This is a genomic window from Ruegeria sp. (assembly GCF_965221235.1).
GTDB lineage: Bacteria > Pseudomonadota > Alphaproteobacteria > Rhodobacterales > Rhodobacteraceae > Ruegeria.
Genome location: NZ_CBDCRS010000004.1, coordinates 1,100,001 through 1,118,206 on the forward strand (window position 1 = coordinate 1,100,001; position 18,206 = coordinate 1,118,206).

Consider the following 18,206-nt stretch of genomic DNA (forward strand, 5'->3'; position numbering starts at 1 on the left):
CTGCCTTTAAGTGCTTCCGTCCGCATATGACAGAGACGTTTCCGCTGAAGCCCGGAGACGAGGTGATGTTCGAGTCTGTATCCCGCGAGCGACTGGAGCGCATTCAGGCAGACAACAGGGACGGCACGGGCGGGGCGACCTGCGAGGAGATCATCCAATGACTCTGATCGTTCGCAGCATCGGCCCGGCGTGCAGTATTCAGGATCAGGGGCGCACGGGGTATTTGGATCAGGGCCTGTCCCGATCCGGCGCGGCCGATATTCTGGCCCTTTACGAAGGGGCCGCTTTACTGGGGCAGAGCCCGGACCTTGCCGCGCTTGAGATGGCCGGGATGGGAGGTGAGTTCGAGGCCAGGCAGAATATGCGGATCGCTTTGACCGGGGCGCGAATGCAGGTCAGCATTGACGGCAGCTCTGTGGCCTGGAACGCCTCACACATATTGGAAGCCGGGCAGAGGCTGACCATCGGAGCGGCATTGCAAGGCAACTATGGCTATCTCCATTTGGGCGGCGGAATTGCGTCCGAAGTCCTGTTGGGATCTCGCTCAGCCCATCTGACGGCTCGGATCGGTCGGGCGGTACAGCAGGGCGACAGGTTGACTTGCGGTCCCGACAAAGGTGACGCCGGATTGAAGCTGAGCCCAGCCGAACGCTTTTCGGGCGGAGTGCTGCGTATTGTGGCCAGTTTTCAGACCCAATTGTTCGATGACGCAACACTGGAGCGGTTTGCCGCGACCAAGTTCCGGCGCGGCGCACGCGCCAACCGGATGGGCATGCAGGTGGACAGCGAAGGCGACGGGTTTGCAGCCTCTGGCCAGTTGAACATTTTGTCCGAGGTCATCACCCCCGGCGACATTCAGATGACCGGAACCGGGAACCCTTATATTCTGCTGCCGGAATGCCAGACCACGGGCGGATATCCCCGAATCGCGACCGTTATCCCATGCGATATGCCCCGCGCCGCGCAGACCCCTGCTGGCGGGCAGATCCGATTTGAATTTGTCAGCATGGATCATGCCACAGAATTACACGGAGCATTCCTGTCCGATCTCGCGCGCCTGCCATCGAAAGTCGAGGCTCTGGTCCGTGATCCGCATGACATCTCAGATTTGTTGTCCTACCAATTGATCAGCGGAATGATCTCAGCCACCGAGTAAGGAGTTTTGCCGATGCCCAGCGTCGATCTGAATGCCGATATGGGAGAAAGCTTTGGCCCCTGGAAGATGGGTGACGATGAAAGCCTGCTGAAGATCATCACGTCGGCCAATATTGCCTGCGGTTTCCACGCGGGCGACCCGGATGTGATGGCAAAGACGATGACCCTGGCCGCCGAGAACGGCGTGGGCATCGGCGCGCATCCGGGTTTTCCAGACCTTCAGGGCTTTGGCCGCCGCAATATGAAGGTGCCGCATGACAGCCTGCGCAATCTGGTGCGGTATCAGTTGGGTGCGGCAATGGGCATGGCGGCAGCCGTTGGCACTAAGGTGCGGCACCTAAAACTGCATGGGGCGCTGGCCAATATGTGCTCGGTCGATATCGACATGGCACGGGCCTGCTATCGGGGTGCGCTTGACGTAGACCCCGACATTATCATCATGGTGCTGGCCGTCACAAAACAAGAAGAGGCCGTGCGCGAGCTGGGATGTAAGTGGGTCGGCGAGATTTTTGCAGACCGCGCCTACAACGACGACGGCACACTGGTCGACCGCAGCCGGCCCGGAGCTGTGATTCACGACCCCGATCTAGCTGGTCCGCGCATCCTGAACATGGTCCGCGAGGGCGCAATCATTACCGAGTCCGGCAAACGACTGGAGACCTCTATCGACACGATCTGCTTGCATGGCGATGGCCCAACCGCCGTACAGATTGCCCGATCCGTGCGCGAGAGCCTGATCGCGGGCGGCGTCGACGTGACCAAATTCATCCGATAGACATGTGGGCGTAAGATCAGCGCCCCACCTTCTAATTGTTGCCCGACACGATTTCAGGCCCTAATACTACAGTTGCGCATTGAGGCGGGACTTTCGATGGGCTCTGGCAGCAGCGGCCTGATGTGTTCTTCGCCAGAGGGACCATCCGAGAATGAAGGCGTCAGAAGGGGGCGTTGGGAGAATGAGGCGCGCGATCAATCTGAGGATTTCAACGGTCGAAAGAAAGCTTGGCGTAGTATATATCTCGGTTCGCAGAAAGCCTATGCGCTGCGGCCCGTTGCCGGACTCGTTTTGTTCACTTTCCCGAATGCATTGCGGCGCTGGTCCGCGCTGAGCTTTGCCAGAAATGCGGCGGTGGCCATCACAAGGCTCATATGCCGGTGCCAGCCATGCCAGGACCGGGCCTCGCAATGGTCCAGGCCCAGATCATCCTTTGCCCTGAGAAAACACTCTTCAATAGTCCAGCGCAGCCCGGCCGCAGCGGCCAGTTCCGCCAAGGTGGTATTGGCGGGCGCATAAGCGAAGTAATAGGCTATGGAAGCGCGATCATGACGGCTCCTGCGCGCCAGAACCCATTTGATAAACCCGTCTTTGGTCTGTTTACCGATGGGCAGACGCGCCCACTCGTAAAGGCGCGGTCCTTTCGCGCCCTCTCCGGCGGCAAGAGGTCGCCAGGCTTCGGGGCCCAGTTCTCCGGTCAGGGTGGCGGGATCGGTCTGGATGAGGTGATCGTCTTCGACAAGACGCAGTGTATGCGTGGACTTCACCGCCAATACATAGGACTGCCCGCGCTGCTCCAGCATGCGCCGGAACCCGCTGTCGGACCCGTAAACAGCATCGGCCAGCACAAAGGCGCAGGGGACACCTTCATCAAGGAGACGGGAAACCATCGCGCGAGCCATCTGCGGCTTGGTGGCAAATCCCACCTCCTGCGGGACATGAGCTTTGGCACGGCGATCCGGATCCTCCGCCCACGCCTTCGGCAGATAGAGTTGCCGATCGATCAGCGCATGACCCCAGCGGCTCGCATAAGCGGCAAATACCCCGATCTGACAGTTCTCTACCCGCCCCGCTGTACCCGAATACTGTCGGGCAACCCCAACCGAATGCTCGCCCTTCTTCAAAAAACCGGTCTCGTCCACAACAAGAACACCTTCAGGATCGCCAAGAATGTCAACGGCATATTTGCGAACAAGGTCACACAGCGCATCGGCGGACCAGGAAGAGCGCCCCAGCAGCGACTGTATCCGATACGGCTTGTCAAAACCGGCTTCTTCCGAAAGCATCCAGCCCGTCTTGCGTTCAGCCCCCGACAGCAAGCCGTCTATGAAGGCACCCGCTGTCCGGCGCTGTTCAATACGCCGGAAGGCCGGGGCAACAAAAGACTTCAATTCTTCCAGAGACTTGCGCCAGTCAACAAGCGTTTCCCTCCAGACCGAAACCGCCATCTCCAAAACCTCCCAATTACCAGATCACCAGTAATGAATCAGAGATCAAGTCAATGCGCAACTGTAGTACTAAAGCTTTTCGAGCAAAGTTTGAATCGGCAGGGTTCCCCTGAGGTTTGATTTGTGATTCACCCTTTTTGGGAGGATCAGGAATATGCCAGCACCGTTGCCAAAGGAACTACGAGATCGTTTTGCGCGCTTGATCGAAGAAGGGCTGTCAGGGAGGGAGGCGTCGCGCCGTCTTCAGGTGTCCGCCGCGACCGGTGCGCGTTGGAGACGCCAGATACACGCGTCTGGCGCGGCCCAAATTGCCCCGATGGGGCGTCCACCGGGCAGCGGAAAGTTGGCACCCCATGTCGGGTTCTTCCGCGAGTTGTTAGCTCAAGACCCCGACATTACCCTTTTCGAGTTGCGCGATGCGCTTGCCGATGCTGTGGGGATCACTGTTCATCATTCGGCCATTGCCGGATTGTTGAAGCGCCTTGGCTTCACTCACAAAAAAAGTCGCTGGTGGCCACCGAACGCCGTCGCGCCAAGGTAAGACGACAGCGCGACGATTGGTCTGCTTATCGTTCGCCAGCCATCGCCCGAATGCCGGACCGCGTGGTGTTCATCGACGAAACGGCGGTAAAGACGAACCTCACCCGGCTCCGTGGCTGGGCACCTCAAGGAGAACGGCTGACCATGGACGCGCCGTTTGGCAGTTGGGGTACACAGACGCTGATCGCGGGGCTGACTCAGGACGCGTTGATCGCGCCGTGGGTCATCAAGGGCGCAATGGATGGCCCGGCATTCGCCGCCTACATCCGAGAAGTCCTCGTCAAGGAAATAGCGCCCGGCACTGTCGTCATCCTCGACAACCTAGCCACGCACCGGAACAAAGAGGCAGCACAGGCCCTGCGTGACCATGGATGTTGGTTTCTCTACCTGCCACCATACTCGCCCGACCTGAACCCCATCGAACTAGCTTTCTCAAAACTGAAAGCCCATTTGAGACGGATCGGGGCGAGAACCTTCACCGAAGTCTTCGAGGCTATCGGATCAATCTGCGATCTCTACGATCCAACAGAGTGCTGGAACTACTTCAAGGCCGCAGGATATGTTGCAAACTAATCTCGAAAGGCTTTAGCATGCCTGCAAGTGTATGTTCTGATTATTGGAAATCCAGGCACGGCAACCACCCGCGTTGCGCAAGGAGGAAATTTATGTCTTTCGATTTGATGTCTTACGAACCCCGGGGCGACAAAAAGAACTCGGAGTTTTTTCACGAGTATCTGCCTAAGATCTACGAGCGCCGCAACAGTTCAGGCATTGCCGATCAGGTTGGCGCAATGCGGGCGATTGTGCTGCAAGTCGAAACCGCCGCGCTGTTCGACACATTGATCGAGCTTTACGTGATGACCCCATATCGCCACACGGCGACCTATCTGGGGCAGACGCATAAGTTCTCGATCCTGCATTCGCATCCCGATTATCCCGCGCTGATCGTGATGGCCCCTCTCAGCCCCGGTTTCGAAGACTTCATCCCCCGCATCAACCGCATGTACCCGCTGGCGCGCAGCACCCCGCAGACCCGCTATGTTGGTGAGATTTACGGCGCAACCGATCTGAACACGCTCAGCAAGACGCTGGAGGATCAGAACATCCGGTTTGAATACAAAGGCGACACCGAGAACCCGTTCTACACGCTGGACGGCTTTCGCTTTACCACACCGTCCGATTTCACCTGTAATCGGGTCGGCTATTCCACGCTGGATTTCAACGAACCCGACAGTCTGGGTCTCGGCGATCGGGTGCTGCTGAGCGATATCGAAAAGACGCAACTGGATCAGGCTGCAGCGTTTGGGGCCGACAGCAAAATCTCACCCCTGATGCTGGGCATCGACCATCTGGCAACGCGCATTCTGGCTGGTGAGCGAGAGGATGCGATCCTCGAGTTCCTGACCATGGTGCCCTATTACTTCTGGGGCGCGTACAACATCTTTGACATGAACTCGTCGACCAATGTGAACCGGAACGCGAATGTGGATGATGACAAGAAATCCCCCGCCAAGGTTTTCACCGCGAACAACACGCCATCCTTCGTGAACTCTTTCGCGCAATTGCCGATGCCAACCGAGGATTTCGTCCGCAATTTCGGTCGCCGCCTGCATCATATGGCGGTCGAGGTTCAGGATGGCGATCATGGCGCAGGCGAAAAGAACGTGGACTTTGTGGTGAACACGCTCAAAGACAAAGGTGTTCCTTTCCTCGCTCATGTGGTGGGTGAGTGCAAAGACGATCCAAACCTCAAGCAGATCTTCTCAAAACACTCGAAGAACACGCTGTTGATCACCGAGTATATCGAGCGCTGCCACCACTATGACGGGTTCTTCACCAAGGACAACGTCGCCGCCCTGACCGCGGCGGCTGGGCAGGATGAGCAGTATCACCACGGCGCTGTGTTCGACTGAAGCGTGTTGTACATCTATTGGCTCGCCCCACTACACTAGGGTAAAAAAATGGCTGCAAGTTTCCTTGCAGCCCATGTCCAACAGGAGAGTATTTGTCGGGCCTTATGATGGCCCGATCATGAAACACGTGACATTGCGGGCCTGAAGCCTGCGGCAGGCCAGATCGGCCTGTTCGCGGGTCATGCCCTGAAACGTCGCGTCGAAACCGCGCGAGCTTTGGTTCACCTTGCGCAGCGTGCCTTCCAGAGTGGTCATTTCCGACAGGGCGGTTTTCAACAGGACCTTCTCCGCCTCATATCGGGTGGTATAGCGGCCTACGTTCACGCCCCACAGGTGTCCGCCGGACGTAGACAGGCGGGTTACGATTTCCTGTTCGGGCTCGGGCTCTGCAGCGGGATCGGTCGAGGCCAGGACCAGATCATCCGGACGCGCAGCGGGGCGCGTCGTCCCGTCGGTTGGTGTTTGAACATCCGCTGCCGCAATAGCCGCGGCGATGCCATTCTGAATGCGCGAACGGTTTTTGGCGGCGGTTGCGGCAACCGTTCCGGCCACCTGAACCGCTGCGCCCGGTCCTGGCCGCAGCACGGGCCGCAGACTGGTTTTCGGCGCGCCGGTCACTGCCGCGATGGTCACACCCAAACCAGTATTGCCGGCATAGGCCGGGCGGGCCGGTTTGCGGATCGGCGCACGCGACGGAGCGCGGCGGAAACCCATATCCAGCAGTTCGGCGACTTTGGCATTACGAGAGGCGCCGGATTTCCCACCAAACACAGTGGCAATGATCCGTTCGTCCTTACGCTTGGCCGAAGCCACAAGGTTAAAGCCCGCCGCGCGGGTGTACCCGGTCTTGATCCCGTCTGCCCCTTTGTAAGCGGCCAGCAAACGACGGTTGGTGTTCGGAACCGTCTTGATCCCGGCATGAGTCGATTGGCGTGAGAACAGGTTGTAATATTGCGGGTAATCATACAGCAGATGACGGCCCAGCGTGGTCATGTCCCGTGCGGTCGACAAGTGGCCCGACTCGGTCAGGCCATGCGCGTTCTTGAAGGTCGTCCGGTTCATGCCCATGGCTTTGGCGGTCCGCGTCATACGGCGGGCAAAAGCAGCCTCGGACCCGCTGATCGCGATGCCAATGGCGGTGGCCGCATCGTTTGCGGACTTCACCGCAGCTGCGCGGATCAGGTAGCGGAACGCAATCGTCTGGCCCGTACGAAGGCCCAGCTTCGACGGCGGCTCAGCTGCTGCTGCGCGTGTGATGCGAACCGGCGTATCCAGCTCGATCTCACCGTTCCGCACTGCCTCAAACGCGATGTAGAGGGTCATCATCTTGGTCAGTGACGCCGGGTGCAACCGCGTATCCGCATTGCGCGAATGCAGCACCTCACCGGTGCGTGCGTCGATCACCATCGCCGCATAGGGCGCGGCCATCCCTTGCAAAGGCGCAAAAGAGAGCAGCCACAACAATACTATAAGAAATAAGCCCATTCGGGCCGGAACTGTCCGCCGAACCTGCACGATCTTTGCCTCTGTCTACCTCACGCCGCCGGGTTTTCCCGGTCAGCAAACCAATTATTTTATTGTTAATAAGGCTAGCACAGGGGTCCGGCGAAATAAACCGAAAGCTCATAAATTCGCTGTTTCGTTATCCTTGACGAACGCCACTATATCTTGCTGAATTTGCGCTCGCCCCCACCAAATCGGCGAAAATGTCCAGAATGCGCCGGTGCCTCAGGCGGAAAATCCCAAACTGAGACCATTCGGCAACATCAGCTGAGTGCCCGAACAAGCCCGGTCAGCTGGCTTAAATCCTGCAATTCGCGGAATCGCGGATGATCTGCCGGAGTGTCGGCTTTCTCCACTTCCCAAACCAGGCCATGCGGTACGTACACACCCCAACACCCGGCCTCAATCGGGGCCACCACGTCGGACCGCATCGAATTGCCTACCATCATGGCCGCAGCCGGGCCATTGTCATATTGGCCAAAAATATCCCGGTACGTCTGCGGCGTTTTCTCAGACACGATCTCGACCGCGTCGAACAGCTCACCCAGCCCGGATTGGGCCAGCTTCCGTTCCTGATCAATCAGATCGCCCTTGGTGATCAGAACAACCTGATGCGTCTCAGTGACGCTCTCAATCGCCTCGCGCGCATGGGGCAGCAGCTCGATCGGATGGGCCAGCATCTCTTGCCCTGCCTCAATCAATTGCCGGATCACCGAGGCCGGAACCCGGTCATCCGTAACCTCAATCGCGGTCTCGATCATCGACAGGACAAAGCCTTTGATTCCATACCCATAGTGCCGGATATTGCGTTTTTCAGCCTCAAGCAGACGGTCCAGCAGGTGGTCCCGCTCGGCGTGATCCGCCAGTAGATCGGTGAAATATGCCTGAGTCAGCTGAAAAAACCGCTCATTATGCCACAAAGTATCATCCGCATCGAAACCGATTGTGGTAAGGTTTTGACCCATATTGAATACGTCCTGCTGGCTCTTTTCTCTGGCCCGTTCGACGTTATATAAGCGCAAAGATAAACCGAAGCCTGAATCGGACAGTAGAACTCGATGCTTGAACACCAATGGATGATGTCTGACAAATCGGACGACGATGCGGATTCGTCCGTCCTGGTGCAGACCCGCCCCAAGACCAAGCGCCCGCCGCTGTATAAGGTTCTGCTGCTCAATGACGACTATACCCCGATGGAGTTCGTCGTGCATGTACTGGAGCGCTTTTTCGGCATGACCCACGCGCAAGCGTTCGAGATCATGTTGACCGTCCACAAAAAGGGCGTGGCCGTTGTCGGTGTATTCAGCCACGAGATTGCCGAGACCAAAGTAGGTCAGGTCATGGATTTCGCCCGCAGGCACCAGCATCCGCTGCAATGCACCATGGAACGGGAAGAGTAAGACCAGACAGGTCTTACGGAATCGCTTATGTCCCCTCGCCTTGACCTTGCCCTGCAAAGCGGTCTGACGCTGACGCAACCGCTTACGGTGCTTGGTCCGACGACGGCCAGCGATCTGTCGGCCCTGCCCCGCGAAACGCAAGTGGTGCAGCCTTTCAAACCGTTTCACGATCATTTCGCCACTCAGGGCTTCGATGTCACACCCGAGGCACAAGACGCCCGCCAAGATGCCATCGTGATCCTGCCGCGCGCCAAAGCGCTGGCCCGGTCCATGGTCCATCAGGCCTGTACCCGCGCCAGTGGAGTGATCGTCGTGGACGGAGCCAAGACCGATGGCGTCGACAGCCTGTTAAAGGACATTCGTAAACGCGTCGCGATTGAGGGACCGATCTCAAAGGCGCACGGCAAGATTTTCTGGTTCCAGTCAGATGCGCAGGCGTTTGAAGACTGGGCCGCCCCGGCGCATCAGACCGCAGACGGATATCAGACTGCCCCCGGCGTGTTTTCGGCGGACGGCGTTGATCCGGCGTCGGCCCTGCTGCTGACAGCGTTGCCCGATAAGCTGGGCGCACGCGTGGCCGATCTGGGGGCTGGATGGGGATATCTGTCTGCCGGGCTGCTAAAGGCCCCTGGCCTGAAAGCCCTGCATCTGGTTGAGGCTGACCACACAGCCCTGACTTGCGCCCGCGCTAATATAGACGACCCCCGTGCGCAGTTTCATTGGGCGGACGCCGTGACGTGGCGCGCGCCCGAACCCATTGACACTGTGGTGATGAACCCGCCCTTCCATACCGGGCGCAGTGCGGAACCCGCGCTGGGACAAGGCTTTATTTCGTCGGCCGCAAAGAACCTGTCCCGCAATGGGAACCTTTGGATGGTTGCCAACCGTCACCTACCCTATGAAACAACGCTGACCGACACCTTCGCACATGTCGAAGAAGTGACCGGCGACAATCGGTTCAAGGTGTTCCACGCCTCTCGCCCCCGGCGATGATCCCGGTTAACCTGCCCCGCAATTCAGGAGGAAACGCATGTCCTTTTCCATAGCTGGCAAAACAGCAATCGTGACCGGTGGGGCCAATGGCGTCGGACTGGCGATCGGTCGCCACTTTGCCGATGCAGGCGCAAATGTGATGTTTGCCGATATGGACGAAAAGCGGCTGGCCGACGAATTGGGCGAACAGGCCGATGACAGCAACATCCGCTTCTTCGCGGGCGACCTGCGGGAAAAGCTGACCATCGCCAACCTTCTTTCGGCCACTATCGACGCCTTTGACCAAGTGGACATCCTGATCAACGGCGCGCGGCAGGTGATCCCGTCCGATCCGCTGGATGCCGAGGATGACTCGGTTCGCACCCTGCTGAACCAGAACCTGATGCCCGCTTTGCGTCTCAGCCAGATTGTGGCCAAGCGCATGATCAAGCAGGCCGGAGATGACGAAGACGGCCCCGCCGGGTCGATCATCAACCTGTCGTCTATTGCCGCGCGGCGCACCCACCCTGACCTGATGGCTTATTCCGTATCGACCGCCGCACTGGATCAGATGACCCGGTCGCTGGCGGTGGCATTTGCACCGAACCGCATCCGGGTGAACTCGATTGCGCTGGGGTCTGTCATGAGTGCCTCGCTGCAATCGACCCTCAAAGAGAACCGCGAATTCCGGAACGATATCGAGAAACATACCCCGCTGGCCCGCATCGCCGCCCCGACCGAACTGACCGAGACGGCGCAGTTTCTGGCCTCGGACGCGGCCGGGTTCATCACCGGGCAAATCCTGACCATTGACGGCGGCCGCACACTGCTGGACCCCGTCGCAGCACCGGCGCACTGACATTCATGTTCGACACTGAAAAATCCACCGCCTCCGCCTGGTTCCGCGAGCTGCGCGACGACATCGTCGCGGCCTTTGAAGCGTTGGAGGATAGCCACGACACTGGCCCATTGTCAGACGCCAAGGCCGGACGGTTCGAGGTCAAGGAGACCACCCGCCAGTCCGAGGATGGCTCGGACGCAGGCGGCGGGTTGATGTCCGTGATGCGCGGCGGTCGGGTGTTCGAAAAGGTCGGCGTCAATATCTCGACTGTCTATGGCACTTTGGGCGCGCGCGCGCAGCAGGCGATGGCCGCCCGCAAGGGCATTCCGGGCATGACCGAGGACCCGCGGTTCTGGGCATCGGGTATCTCGCTGGTCGCGCATATGCAAAACCCGCATGTTCCGGCGGTCCATATGAACACCCGCATGTTCTGGACCCCGCACGCGTGGTGGTTCGGGGGTGGATCAGACCTCAACCCCTGTATCGAATATGACGAGGACACCACCCATTTTCACGCCACGCAAAAGGCGCATCTGGATCCGCATGGTCCGGGGCATTACCCGCGCCTGAAAGACTGGGCTGACGAGTATTTCTACATCCCCCACCGCAAACGCGCGCGCGGCGTCGGCGGTATTTTCATGGATGACTATTGCACCGGCGACTGGGCAGCGGATTTTGCCCTGACGCAGGATATCGGCCGCGCCTTCCTGCCCGCCTTTTTGCCGTTGGTGGAAAATCGCCGCGTGCAGGGTTTCAACGACGACGATAAGAACACGCAACTGGTGCATCGGGGGCTCTATGCCGAATACAACCTTGTCTATGACCGGGGCACCAAGTTCGGGCTGGAAACCGGCCATGACCCGGATGCCGTGCTGATGAGCCTGCCGCCCATGGCAAAATGGGTGTGACGCTCAGAAACTGAAATCCATGAAGGTGTCGTAGCAATAGCCCTGCGCCTTGCCTGCCGTCATATTCGCACCAACCCGCTTGACCGTGACGGAATACCCCGGTGAAGTATCCGCGCCCTCAGGTGGCGTTAGCGAAAAGTCGACCGTGCGCACCCCCTTTTGGTACGGGCTGGCAATATAGATGCGCTGGGTAGCCGAAGTTCTGAGCGTCCGAATGGCAAAGTCCCCTATCCCGCACCAATAGGCCACGGGCGCGGATGAGCCGCTGGTCGCAACCCGGTAGGTGCCGTTTTCCAACGGCGTGACCTTGGTGCGAAAGGCCGGGTTAATCGCGACCCCAAATCCAACCGCCAATGCAAGGCCCGGTAAAACACACAAGGCAACTGCGCCTGATAATTTCCAAATGGCTCAGTTCGCAAATTGTGTGCATGAGGTCCCAATCGCGGTCGCGAGACAGGATCTGGCCGATGATTTCAGCAGGTCACACCGTTCGAACCATCGCAGGTAGTTTTCGAGGTATTTGCTCGAAACGCCGCGATAGCGGCGCAGGAAGTCCTTCAACCCACTGTGCCGATTGTTGGCTGTTTGTATGTGAGCCACCCCACGCACCCGTTCACCGGCGGACTGGTTCAATGCTTCGTGTCTGACCCCAAGTGACTTGGCGCAGGGCGGGTAAACGTTGTTTCCATCAGTGACCAGAAGGATGTCATCATCAATCCGGGGTTCCAGAACGCTGTGTATGCTGTCAGCTGTGACAGATGGAAGGACGGAACACGCCGTTGTGCCGCCTCGGTCCACGGCAACCAATATCGGAACCTGTTCGTCTGACAGACCGCGCTTGCTGGCCTTGCCGCCCCTGCGGCGCGCCTTGCGATCAAGTTTGCGATCGCCCTTGCGGCTCTTGAGAACATAGGTCTCGTCGGCTTCGACAATGCCCTTGAGTTTTGGAGGGTCCTGGTCCTTCGTGCCTAAAAATCGGTGCCGCCAACGAAACGCCGTAGAGACGGCAAAATTACAGCGCTTTGCAGACGCGCGAACGGTCAGCCCATCCGCAAGGCAGCCCCCAAAGGCGAGCCATCTGTCCTTCTTGTGCAGGCCCTGTAAAGCCGTGCCCGTTGCCGCGTTGAAAGTCTTGTTGCAGGCCTTGCATTGATACCGCTGTAGCCCTCGGGCTTTGCCCCGCGAAACCGCGCCAGGCGTGCCACAATGCGGGCACTCACGGTCCTCGGCGACGCGCGCTTCGATCGCTGCCAGCGAAGCGGATGGCTCAGTTTCCCCCAGCAACACAGCCTGTGCTTGCTGCCTCTGCGCCAGACTGAGACCGTCTATGCGGGATAACCACTCCTGAAACTGCTTGTGATCCACTGTCAATACCTCCTCGATTTTCCCAAGATCATATCAGAAACGTGAAGCTTGCATACGATTTACGAACTGAGCCTTCCAAATTCTCATAGCAAATCACCCTGAAACACATTCGAACATTATCATAGATCATAGGCGGCACAGGTGATGAGTAAAGATCGAAGCGCCAGCCTTTATGCGCCCAGCCGCCCGCCAACATCCTGCGGAGCAAGGGCCACCGTCTTAATCACTGCGTAGCATGGCTTGCCCGGCCGCAACCCCAGCGCCTCGACCGAACGGCGGGTGACGCGGGCCAGAATAGACCCGGCTGGGGTTCTGACCGAAACGATAGCTCCGGGCCCCTCGCCCGCGCGGATCGTATCGACCACGCCTTTCAGCATGTTCAGGGCCGACAGCCCTTGGGGCCGCCCGGTGGACAGGATGACCTCTTGCGCGGGGATGCGGATGCGCAGTTCCTCGCCCGCCTTGTGCGGGATGCGCGGCAGGAACAGGGGGACGCCGCCCGCCTCAAGCTCGGTCAGGCCGTCGGCATGGTGCGTGTGGACCCGGACATTCAAAACCGCGCCCACTGCCCGTACCCCTGCCGGGGCCACAGATGGGTCGGCCATGACCTCAGAGGCCGGGCCATGCCGGACCACCTTACCGTCCTGTAGCGCAACGACCGAGGTTGCCAGCCGCGCGACCTCAGCCGCTGAATGGGTGACATAGAGAATCGGTACCGAAACCTCATCCCGCAGACGCTCAAAATAGGGCAGGATCTCAGCCTTTCGTGCGTCATCCAAAGCAGCCAGAGGCTCATCTGCCAAGATTAGGCGTGGGCTGGCCAACAGCGCGCGACCAATGGCGACGCGCTGCTTCTCGCCCCCGGACAGACCCGCAGGGCGGCGATCCAGCAGGTGGCCGATGCCCAGCATCTCGATCACCTTGTCCGGGTTTTCCCTTCGTACACCTTTGGGTGCGAACCAGCGGCCATAAGACAGGTTTTGCCGAACGGTCAGATGCGGGAACAACCGGCCTTCCTGAAAGATATAGCCCAGCCGACGGCGATGCGGCGGTAGCCAGAGGTTCTGATCGGTGTCGAACAACTCCCAACCGTTCACGGCGACACGCCCGCCTTTGGGGCGCAGCAACCCGGCCACCGCATTGACCACGGTGGTTTTCCCGGATCCTGACCGCCCAAACAGAACCGTCACGCCGGGCGGCGCGTCAAAGCTGAGGTCCAGCTTGATGTTGGGCAAATCGTGTTGCAGGCGAACAGACAGGCTCATGACCCGGACACCCTGGCTGCGGCACGACGACCAACGTATTCCGACAATAGCAACGCCCCCATGGCGATAATGATCGAGATCACCACCAGCCGCGTCGCCGCGCCCTCACCCCCCGGCACTTGCAGGAAGGCATAGACCGCGGAAGGCAGAGTCTGGGTTTGGCCGGGAATGTTCGAGACAAAGGTGATCGTGGCCCCGAACTCTCCCATCGCTTTGGCAAAGGCAAGGATGGACCCGGCGATCACGCCCGGCAGGATCATTGGCAGGGTGACGGTGGCAAACACAAACGGACGAGACGCGCCCAGCGTTGCACCAGCCTGTTCCAGTTTCGGGTCAACCGCCTCGATCGACAGACGGATGGCGCGGACCATCAGGGGAAAGGCCATAATCCCAGCCGCCAGCGCAGCACCAGTCCAGCGAAAGGCAACGACGATGCCGAACTCGGCCAGCACCTTTCCCAGCGGGCCCTGTATGCCGAAGGTCAGAAGCAAAAGATACCCGGTCACGACCGGTGGCAAGATCAACGGCAGATGCACCAGCCCGTTCAACAGCTGACGCCCGGGAAACCGCCAGCGGGCCAGCGCGTAGGCCACGAATATCCCGAACGGCAACGTCACCAGCGTTGCCCAGAAAGACACGCGCAGAGACAGCTTCAGTGCCTCAAGCTCAGCTGGTCCCAACCACCCCATGCGTCAGCGCCCGGGCAGGGTAAAACCCTGCTTTTCAAAGATGTTTTGCGCATTGTCCGATTGCAGATAATTCAGGAACTCCTTCGCCTCGGGCGCGGCCGACGGGCGAACAGCCGCCGGATAGATGATGGGCGGATGCAGATCAGATGCAAATGTGGCCACGACACGCACGCGGTCTTCAACGCCGGCATCCGACTGGTAAACGATCCCCAAAGGCGCGGCCCCGGTCGCCACCAGTGCAAGCGCTGCGCGCACGTTGTCGGTTTGCGCAACCCGGTCCTGAAGCTGGTCCCACAAACCAAGGCTCTGCAAAGCAGCCTTGCCGTAGATACCGGCCGGAACCGCATCTACGAGCGCCATCGCCAGATAGCCATTTCCCAACGCCTCGGACAGGTCGGTCTCTGGCCCCATCTGGCCAATTCTCGGATGATCCGGCGCGCCGATCAGAACCAGCCCGTTGCCCAGCAAGTCCACCCGTGACGCCGGATCGACCCGGTCCAGATCCTGCAAATAGTCCATCCAATCTGCATTGGCCGAAATGAACACATCTGCGGGCGCGCCCAGCTGTATCTGTCGCGCCAACACTGATGACGCGGCATAAGACAGTGTGACCTCATGCCCGGTCTGGTGTTCAAATGCAGGTGCAATCTGATCCATTGCTGTCTTCAGACTGGCGGCAGCAAAAACCAAAACTTCTGCCGCGCTGACCCGCACCGGAGCCAGAGTCATTGAGCCAAACACCAAGGCCGCGACCAGTATCCGGCGGGCAAGGGACAGGATCATATACTCTCCCGTCTGGAAAGTTGCAGTCCCTTCGGGAATATCTGACGCAACAGGGGACGCGCAAGCGCCTTTCCCATTCCCCAAGTCCGCAGTTCGCGGAAATTGAACGATTTTACCGATGGCGGCTATCAGGCCAGCTGCCTGTTCCGACATTAACACAAAGAAATTGTGCCAGACCCTCTTGCACCCGCGCGCAGGCTTGGCTACATGCAGCGTCACGGGTGATTAGCTCAGTTGGTAGAGCGCTTCGTTTACACCGAAGATGTCGGGAGTTCGAGTCTCTCATCACCCACCATCCCTCCACTGCGATGTCTCAAGGTCTTACGCGAATAGCACCTTTTGTCGTGCAGTGCGCGAAGCTGCGCCCACCGCGGTTAAACGGAAAAGATGCCGCGAACACTCGAGATAAGCCCAGATCTTGCGACGTGGCATCTGTCGTCTTTGGGCAAGTTCCGGAAAACTTAACGCGAATAGAAACCTTCACGAAGTTCTTGCCGTAGGCGCAGACGCTCGGGGTATTCTTTCAGGAATTGTTCGGGCGGCTTGCCTTCCCAAACCTGCGCATAAACCCGCATCTTGTTACCGCCGTAAATCTTTGCAAGATCCTCGTTTGAATAGCCCCGCGCCCAAAGGTCGTCGGTAATTGCCGCGAGGATTTTGGCAAGTTCGCCGTTTCCGGTTGCCCCTTTGTTGAATGCATCGATCATGTACCCACCGTCATCGTACATGCTGGCGTTTGCAGTTGCGAACTGCACGACAAGTTCGAGTGAGAACATATCATCTGTCGCGATCCCGACATGATCAACGCCCACAAGCTGGACGTAATAGTCGATCATATCAGCAGCCTGCTTGGGCGAGATATCCTCGGGCCAAACGCCGTCCATCATCCATTCGGTGAATGTAGGAGAGATATAGCCCCCTGACTTGGCTGCGCGCAGAGCCTCATCGTCGGGAATCGCTCGATAGCATCCGCGTGGCGTGGCATTCGGCTCGTTCGCATAAGAGCCTGAATCTAAAGTTTTACGTTGCATAGCAGTGCCTTGCCAGTCTGCGTGTCAGGAGGCGGATATTGGCAACGAGCGCCCAGGCTGTTGAGCTTTCGATTGTGCGTTCCCAGTCTTTGGCCAACCGTCGACACCTTCCCAGCCATGCAAAAGTGCGCTCAACGACCCATCGCTTGGGCAGAAGAACGAAGCCTTTTGCCTTGTTAGGTCGCTTGACTATTTCCAGTGTCCACTCATCACCCATGGCTTGTCGGAGCTTATCCCCCGCATACCCACCATCGGCGAAAATATGGCGCAAACAAGGGAATTTTTTGCCGACCGCTTTGAGCAGATCGGGAGCGCCGTCACGGTCCTGGATGTTGGCGGCATGAACGATGATAATCAGCAGAAGCCCAAGGACGTCCGTCACAATATGACGCTTGCGCCCCTTGGTCTTTTTGCCGGCGTCATATCCGCAAATGCCTCCACTTTCTGTAGTTTTCACACTTTGGCTATCAATCACACCCGCCGTAGGCTCGGCAGCGCGGCCCTCCAATTCACGAGCGGCAGCAACCAGCAAATCACTCATTGCCGCCAGCAAGCCCGCGTTCCGCCAATTATAGAAATATCCCTGTACAGTCGTCATGGGAGGAAAGTCTGTCGGCAAAGCGCGCCACTGGCAGCCTGTCGATCCGATGTAGAAAATCGCATTCATCACTTCCCGCATATCCGTCGTTCGAGGACGACCGCCAGACCGTGCCGGTGGAATCATTGGCTCGACCAGCGACCATTCATCGTCTGACATGTCACTTGGATAGCGGTCCGTTTTGCGTGTATGTTGAGCGCGAGCGATATCATTCCAGGGCATCTGATCCTCCGTTTGCCAGCAAAATTCAGAGAATCATAACCCGATGATATCCTTCAACTACTTTTCGGTCAGGCTCTAAAGCCCAGCTGGGACAGAGTGCGTATAAACATAGGGCACACCGGGATAGTTCTCGTCCATGTAGTCCATGGCATCGTTCGCCGTTTTGGAACCGGTATGGCTCAGGTCCAGCAGGATGCCGAACCGCACCATTTCATCAATGACAGACTTCCCCCAAGGCGTAAGGCCGATATCGCGCCCGTTATAGGCCGCCAACTGCCCCGAACCGGTTCGGAAAATGTCGTTGTAGGCCAGGATCATACTCTTGATCCCCATATCCTTGAGCAATGCCATCTTCTTAAGATCGCCGTCCAATACGGTGGCCGTTTGACTGTTCCAGATGACCGCTGTCTTGCCTTGGATATGGGCGGCCTCAATATCGCGGGTTTCATTCACGATCAGGTAGTTTTCCGGTTGCTCCGCCATCGCCGCGCGGAAGTGGTAGTGCTGTTCAAGCAGGGTCTCGAAAGACATGTCTGCAGCGGCCAAGGTCATCTCATGCCCTGTAATGCCGTTGTCCCGCGCGCGTTCAAAGTAAGTGTGGAGCTGCTCGTACTCGGTCCAGCCGGTGCCGTAGGGACTGGCCAACATGCCAATGACAATTGTGTCCTGCACAAATTGCTGAGCCCCGTCTGACGCATCCCAAGTCTTGCTTTCTTCACTGGCGTGCAGTGCGCCACCAAAGGCGATCAATACGGCGCTGGCGGTCAACAGGGTCTTCATGGCGGATCCTCCCTAATC

At 58.7% G+C, this 18,206-nt stretch carries 20 protein-coding genes and 1 tRNA gene (1 of these 21 only partly in view); 10 read left to right on the forward strand and 11 right to left on the reverse strand.

Annotated elements, in window-relative coordinates; genetic code table 11:
- The 3 genes in view from ACOQOY_RS08530 to ACOQOY_RS08540 are tightly spaced (at most 12 nt apart) and all read left to right on the forward strand, a layout consistent with a single transcriptional unit that may run on beyond the window.
- Positions 1-161, forward strand: partial view of a 5-oxoprolinase subunit B family protein gene (locus tag ACOQOY_RS08530; protein WP_420585019.1) — the end only. The gene continues 589 nt to the left of window position 1, outside the view; only the last 161 of its 750 coding nucleotides appear in the window; its start codon lies off the left edge, out of view; the stop codon is at positions 159-161.
- A complete protein-coding gene (locus ACOQOY_RS08535; RefSeq protein ID WP_420585020.1) occupies positions 158-1,156 on the forward strand; it encodes a biotin-dependent carboxyltransferase family protein in 999 nt (332 codons plus the stop codon). The genes ACOQOY_RS08530 and ACOQOY_RS08535 overlap by 4 nt, the downstream gene beginning before the upstream one ends.
- Positions 1,157-1,168: 12 nt before the next feature.
- On the forward strand, positions 1,169-1,930 hold the full coding sequence (locus ACOQOY_RS08540) for a LamB/YcsF family protein (protein ID WP_420585021.1): 762 nt from the start codon (positions 1,169-1,171) through the stop codon (positions 1,928-1,930).
- Positions 1,931-2,190: 260 nt separating this feature from the next.
- Here ACOQOY_RS08540 and ACOQOY_RS08545 read toward each other — a convergent pair whose 3' ends face one another.
- Positions 2,191-3,378: an IS701 family transposase gene (locus ACOQOY_RS08545; RefSeq protein ID WP_420583698.1), complete on the reverse strand. Its 1,188-nt coding sequence runs from the start codon at positions 3,376-3,378 to the stop codon at positions 2,191-2,193.
- A 154-nt stretch (positions 3,379-3,532) separates the two neighbouring features.
- Here ACOQOY_RS08545 and ACOQOY_RS08550 point away from each other — a divergent pair.
- Together ACOQOY_RS08550 and ACOQOY_RS08555 are read left to right on the forward strand one after the other, a co-directional pair.
- Positions 3,533-4,491, forward strand: a protein-coding gene (locus tag ACOQOY_RS08550; protein WP_420583699.1) for an IS630 family transposase whose coding sequence is annotated in 2 segments (ribosomal slippage) — positions 3,533-3,874 and positions 3,877-4,491 — 957 coding nt in all. Because the reading frame shifts where the segments join, the coding sequence is not laid out codon by codon here.
- Between the two features lie 92 nt (positions 4,492-4,583).
- The gene (locus tag ACOQOY_RS08555) at positions 4,584-5,831 is read left to right on the forward strand and encodes a hypothetical protein (RefSeq protein WP_420585022.1); all 1,248 of its coding nucleotides are present in this window, start codon (positions 4,584-4,586) and stop codon (positions 5,829-5,831) included.
- A 102-nt stretch (positions 5,832-5,933) separates the two neighbouring features.
- Here the strand turns inward: ACOQOY_RS08555 and ACOQOY_RS08560 are convergent, their stop codons facing one another.
- Positions 5,934-7,316 (reverse strand): D-alanyl-D-alanine carboxypeptidase family protein, encoded by a 1,383-nt coding sequence (locus ACOQOY_RS08560; RefSeq protein ID WP_420585023.1) that lies wholly within the window; start codon positions 7,314-7,316, stop codon positions 5,934-5,936.
- A 281-nt stretch (positions 7,317-7,597) separates the two neighbouring features.
- Positions 7,598-8,299, reverse strand: a complete 702-nt coding sequence (locus tag ACOQOY_RS08565; protein WP_420585024.1) for an HAD family hydrolase — start codon at positions 8,297-8,299, stop codon at positions 7,598-7,600.
- A gap of 93 nt (positions 8,300-8,392) precedes the next feature.
- On the opposite strand from ACOQOY_RS08565, the gene clpS reads away from it, so the two are divergent.
- Genes clpS through hemF form a run of 4 tightly spaced genes read left to right on the forward strand, consistent with a single transcriptional unit; the run spans position 8,393 to position 11,455 of the window.
- The gene (gene clpS, locus ACOQOY_RS08570; RefSeq protein WP_420585025.1) at positions 8,393-8,734 is read left to right on the forward strand and encodes an ATP-dependent Clp protease adapter ClpS; all 342 of its coding nucleotides are present in this window, start codon (positions 8,393-8,395) and stop codon (positions 8,732-8,734) included.
- Positions 8,735-8,761: 27 nt separating this feature from the next.
- Complete coding sequence (locus ACOQOY_RS08575; protein WP_420585026.1) at positions 8,762-9,727, forward strand: class I SAM-dependent methyltransferase; 966 nt, start codon at positions 8,762-8,764, stop codon at positions 9,725-9,727.
- Between the two features lie 37 nt (positions 9,728-9,764).
- Positions 9,765-10,565 (forward strand): SDR family NAD(P)-dependent oxidoreductase, encoded by an 801-nt coding sequence (locus ACOQOY_RS08580; protein WP_420585027.1) that lies wholly within the window; start codon positions 9,765-9,767, stop codon positions 10,563-10,565.
- Between the two features lie 5 nt (positions 10,566-10,570).
- On the forward strand, positions 10,571-11,455 hold the full coding sequence (hemF, locus tag ACOQOY_RS08585) for an oxygen-dependent coproporphyrinogen oxidase (protein ID WP_420585028.1): 885 nt from the start codon (positions 10,571-10,573) through the stop codon (positions 11,453-11,455).
- A gap of 3 nt (positions 11,456-11,458) precedes the next feature.
- Here hemF and ACOQOY_RS08590 read toward each other — a convergent pair whose 3' ends face one another.
- The 5 genes from ACOQOY_RS08590 to modA all read right to left on the reverse strand — a co-directional run bounded on the left by ACOQOY_RS08590 (position 11,459) and on the right by modA (position 15,557).
- A complete protein-coding gene (locus ACOQOY_RS08590; RefSeq protein WP_420585029.1) occupies positions 11,459-11,809 on the reverse strand; it encodes a hypothetical protein in 351 nt (116 codons plus the stop codon).
- A 54-nt stretch (positions 11,810-11,863) separates the two neighbouring features.
- Positions 11,864-12,820 (reverse strand): IS1595 family transposase, encoded by a 957-nt coding sequence (locus tag ACOQOY_RS08595; protein ID WP_420584042.1) that lies wholly within the window; start codon positions 12,818-12,820, stop codon positions 11,864-11,866.
- A 170-nt stretch (positions 12,821-12,990) separates the two neighbouring features.
- The gene (gene modC / locus ACOQOY_RS08600) at positions 12,991-14,085 is read right to left on the reverse strand and encodes a molybdenum ABC transporter ATP-binding protein (protein WP_420585030.1); all 1,095 of its coding nucleotides are present in this window, start codon (positions 14,083-14,085) and stop codon (positions 12,991-12,993) included.
- Positions 14,082-14,774 (reverse strand): molybdate ABC transporter permease subunit, encoded by a 693-nt coding sequence (modB, locus tag ACOQOY_RS08605; protein WP_420585031.1) that lies wholly within the window; start codon positions 14,772-14,774, stop codon positions 14,082-14,084. Before modB ends, modC begins: the two co-directional genes overlap by 4 nt.
- 3 nt (positions 14,775-14,777) lie before the next feature.
- On the reverse strand, positions 14,778-15,557 hold the full coding sequence (gene modA / locus ACOQOY_RS08610) for a molybdate ABC transporter substrate-binding protein (protein ID WP_420585032.1): 780 nt from the start codon (positions 15,555-15,557) through the stop codon (positions 14,778-14,780).
- Between the two features lie 219 nt (positions 15,558-15,776).
- Here modA and ACOQOY_RS08615 point away from each other — a divergent pair.
- Positions 15,777-15,852: transfer RNA gene (locus ACOQOY_RS08615), tRNA-Val, on the forward strand.
- A 166-nt stretch (positions 15,853-16,018) separates the two neighbouring features.
- Here the strand turns inward: ACOQOY_RS08615 and ACOQOY_RS08620 are convergent.
- The 3 genes from ACOQOY_RS08620 to ACOQOY_RS08630 form a co-directional block, all read right to left on the reverse strand.
- Positions 16,019-16,588, reverse strand: coding sequence for a membrane dipeptidase (locus tag ACOQOY_RS08620; protein WP_420585033.1), 570 nt, complete (start codon positions 16,586-16,588; stop codon positions 16,019-16,021).
- Positions 16,578-17,408 (reverse strand): IS5 family transposase, encoded by an 831-nt coding sequence (locus ACOQOY_RS08625; protein ID WP_420583494.1) that lies wholly within the window; start codon positions 17,406-17,408, stop codon positions 16,578-16,580. The genes ACOQOY_RS08620 and ACOQOY_RS08625 overlap by 11 nt, the downstream gene beginning before the upstream one ends.
- A gap of 75 nt (positions 17,409-17,483) precedes the next feature.
- Positions 17,484-18,188 carry a membrane dipeptidase gene (locus ACOQOY_RS08630; RefSeq protein WP_420585034.1) on the reverse strand — a complete coding sequence of 235 codons (705 nt, stop codon included), beginning with the start codon at positions 18,186-18,188 and terminating at the stop codon, positions 17,484-17,486.
- Between the last annotated feature and the right edge of the window lie 18 nt (positions 18,189-18,206).

Coding starts and splice junctions, on each gene's coding strand:
- ACOQOY_RS08535 (WP_420585020.1), top strand. CDS start 158: ATGACTCTGATCGTTCGCAGCATCGGCCCGGCGTGCAGTATTCAGGAT.
- ACOQOY_RS08540 (WP_420585021.1), top strand. CDS start 1,169: ATGCCCAGCGTCGATCTGAATGCCGATATGGGAGAAAGCTTTGGCCCC.
- ACOQOY_RS08545 (WP_420583698.1), bottom strand. CDS start 3,378: ATGGCGGTTTCGGTCTGGAGGGAAACGCTTGTTGACTGGCGCAAGTCT.
- ACOQOY_RS08555 (WP_420585022.1), top strand. CDS start 4,584: ATGTCTTTCGATTTGATGTCTTACGAACCCCGGGGCGACAAAAAGAAC.
- ACOQOY_RS08560 (WP_420585023.1), bottom strand. CDS start 7,316: ATGGGCTTATTTCTTATAGTATTGTTGTGGCTGCTCTCTTTTGCGCCT.
- ACOQOY_RS08565 (WP_420585024.1), bottom strand. CDS start 8,299: ATGGGTCAAAACCTTACCACAATCGGTTTCGATGCGGATGATACTTTG.
- clpS (WP_420585025.1), top strand. CDS start 8,393: ATGCTTGAACACCAATGGATGATGTCTGACAAATCGGACGACGATGCG.
- ACOQOY_RS08575 (WP_420585026.1), top strand. CDS start 8,762: ATGTCCCCTCGCCTTGACCTTGCCCTGCAAAGCGGTCTGACGCTGACG.
- ACOQOY_RS08580 (WP_420585027.1), top strand. CDS start 9,765: ATGTCCTTTTCCATAGCTGGCAAAACAGCAATCGTGACCGGTGGGGCC.
- hemF (WP_420585028.1), top strand. CDS start 10,571: ATGTTCGACACTGAAAAATCCACCGCCTCCGCCTGGTTCCGCGAGCTG.
- modC (WP_420585030.1), bottom strand. CDS start 14,085: ATGAGCCTGTCTGTTCGCCTGCAACACGATTTGCCCAACATCAAGCTG.
- modB (WP_420585031.1), bottom strand. CDS start 14,774: ATGGGGTGGTTGGGACCAGCTGAGCTTGAGGCACTGAAGCTGTCTCTG.
- modA (WP_420585032.1), bottom strand. CDS start 15,557: ATGATCCTGTCCCTTGCCCGCCGGATACTGGTCGCGGCCTTGGTGTTT.
- ACOQOY_RS08620 (WP_420585033.1), bottom strand. CDS start 16,588: ATGCAACGTAAAACTTTAGATTCAGGCTCTTATGCGAACGAGCCGAAT.
- ACOQOY_RS08625 (WP_420583494.1), bottom strand. CDS start 17,408: ATGCCCTGGAATGATATCGCTCGCGCTCAACATACACGCAAAACGGAC.
- ACOQOY_RS08630 (WP_420585034.1), bottom strand. CDS start 18,188: ATGAAGACCCTGTTGACCGCCAGCGCCGTATTGATCGCCTTTGGTGGC.